At 41.5% G+C, this 2,436-nt stretch carries 1 protein-coding gene; it reads right to left on the bottom strand.

What is annotated here, in order from left to right:
• Positions 1 to 113: 113 nt before the first annotated feature.
• Positions 114 to 1,295 carry a site-specific integrase gene (locus F7D20_RS12325; RefSeq protein ID WP_158464305.1) on the bottom strand — a complete coding sequence of 394 codons (1,182 nt, stop codon included), beginning with the start codon at positions 1,293 to 1,295 and terminating at the stop codon, positions 114 to 116.
• Positions 1,296 to 2,436 lie beyond the last annotated feature (1,141 nt).

The raw sequence follows: 2,436 nt of genomic DNA, 5'->3' as shown, positions 1-2,436 counted from the left end.
TTAAATAATATTATAAGGTGGTATAGCTCATCTCATCATTTTGTTTGATCTTTAAATGTGTAAAATGCTTTGTCTGCTTCGGCTTTCGGAAGATGACGTACCTAATCCTGTACCTAAATTCTGTCTAACAAATGAATCGTTTCTATCTTTTTCTTGTTTACGATTTCGGCATATACCTGTGTTGTTTTGATGTTTTGGTGTCCCAACAACTTGCTTGTTGTATATAGGTCGGCTCCCATGGTAAGTAATGTGGTGGCAAATGTATGGCGAGCCGTGTGAAAAGTTGTTTTCTTCTCTAACCCTGCGGTTTTAGCCCATTGCTTTATCTGGCAGTTGACAGAAATGTAAGAAGGCAGTTTGAACACAAAATCCTCTGGTTTTGCATTTCCTTTACTGGGCATCCATGCCAGAGCACTTCCCGACAAAGGTACGGTCACTACCTGTTTAGTCTTTATCATTTTCTTACTGATGCAGATGCATTCCGTCTCTTTCTTTACGTCCGACCATTTGAGCGTCTTGATGTCACTGATTCTTAAACCGCAAAAGCAGGCAAAAAGGAAAGCCTCTTTTACGGATGTGTTTTTGCAGGGGGTGTTTATTAGGGCCTTGACCTCTTCAACACTCAGATGTGTACGACTGCTGTTGTTCTTACAGATGATTTTTTTCTCTTCTTTCTTCAACAGGCGAGTGGGGTTCTCGGCAATGATTCCCTCACGCACTGCTTCATTTAATGCCGTGACGAACGTATTGAAGTAAAGTCGGGCTGTTCCCTGGGCAAGCTTTTTCTGATGATGCTGCCCTCGTTTGGGCTTGTCGAAGCCGATGGTCATAGCGTTGGCAAGATAAATCACAAAACCTTCACAGTAGGCTTTGTCTAATTGACTCATTCTGACAGACTCTCCCTTATATATAATAAGGTGTAGCATGGTGTTGCGGATTGTGGCAGCATTGCTTCCACTTTGTCCTTGCGCTTTCTTCCTCTCAGCATACATCTGCATCCAGTCTTTCAAAGCCATATCCCTGAGAGTTTTCTTTTTGATACCGACCATCCCGTTCATGTACTCTTTGATTCGCTCGCACTTGATTAGTGCTGCAATTTGCAAGGCATTGTTGTTTCTCTCTTTTGCATTTTTGTCTTTGCCCTTCTTGTCATCAATGAGAAACAAACCATCCAATTTCTCATAAACATACCCTTTGCTGTGAGAACCGGCAATATATCTTCTAAGATAAAGAGACTTGTTGCCATTCCTGAGGGGTTTTGCCCATATCTTAATGGGCTCTTTTACTTTTTCCATAATTCTTTAATTCATTGTTAATATTTCATTTGTAACTACTCTCTGCTTACTCTTATACTATATAAATGTTTTGTTTAAGCTACAAAAAGTTCCGTTCCGTGACACGGAACGTACATTCCGTAGTTCGGAACCGCCATTCCGTGATTTGGAACGGCCGTTCCGTGTCACGGAATATAGATTTATCCGCAAGAGACAGAACAAATTCATAACTAACCGAAAATAATATGACCTATACGGTTGAAATTACCCAGCACACCCTGAGCCAACGGTCACCTGCGCGTAGCGGAATTGAAAATAGCTGGCCGAAGGGTAAAGCAAAGGTAAAGAATAGAAGCTCATATAAGCAGCACACCCTGAGCCAACGGCCACCGGCCGAAAGCATAGGTAAAGGACAGAAGCTCATAGAAGCAGCACGCCCTGAAGGGGCAGAAGCTCTTAGCCCAGGGCAACGCCCTGGGTAATTACGGACACAAACCTGTCGCCCTGTAAGGGCAAAAGCTTCAAAGAACCGGGCAATTTGTAAAGCTGTTGCCCTTACAGGGCGCCTTGCTGATTGCGACTACACCCAGGGTGTTGCCCTGGGCTAAGAGCTTCTGCCCCTTCAGGGCGTGCTGCTTATATGGGCTTCAGCTCCTTCAGGGCGTATTTGAACCACTTTGCGGAATTAGAGTTACTTAGTGATGGTGAAAAAATAAATTAGTATGATTTGAGACCATGACCTTATTGAGATGGTGCATTTTTCACCCAATTTGTACCAAGTTATTTTTTCCCGTCCACTAAAGTACCTAAAGATGTACCTAAGGCAAATATCATGCAAACGTTTGCACAACAAGAATGCTGTTTTTAACTCTAAAAAAAGTACAAGTAAGCGCAAAAGGAGTTACATTTGCATACAGAAAGTTAAAATGGCACAAAAAAAATGCCATTCCTACCTTATAATAATGGAGAGACCTAACGACCGACTGGAAGTTGAAAGTGAATAGCTAACAACACTAACTGAAAGCCCAAACTTATCCAGAACGCCACAAAAGGTTATAACTTTATTTTAAGTGCAGGATATAACTAAGCAAGATTATTCATATAAACTTAAAGATCAAACAAAATGATGAGATGAGCTATACCACCTTATAATATTTTTTAA

This window comes from Segatella copri (assembly GCF_009495355.1).
Classification (GTDB): domain Bacteria; phylum Bacteroidota; class Bacteroidia; order Bacteroidales; family Bacteroidaceae; genus Prevotella.
The sequence above is the reverse complement of the archived record's forward strand: the minus strand, read 5'-3'. Positions and strand labels throughout refer to the sequence as shown.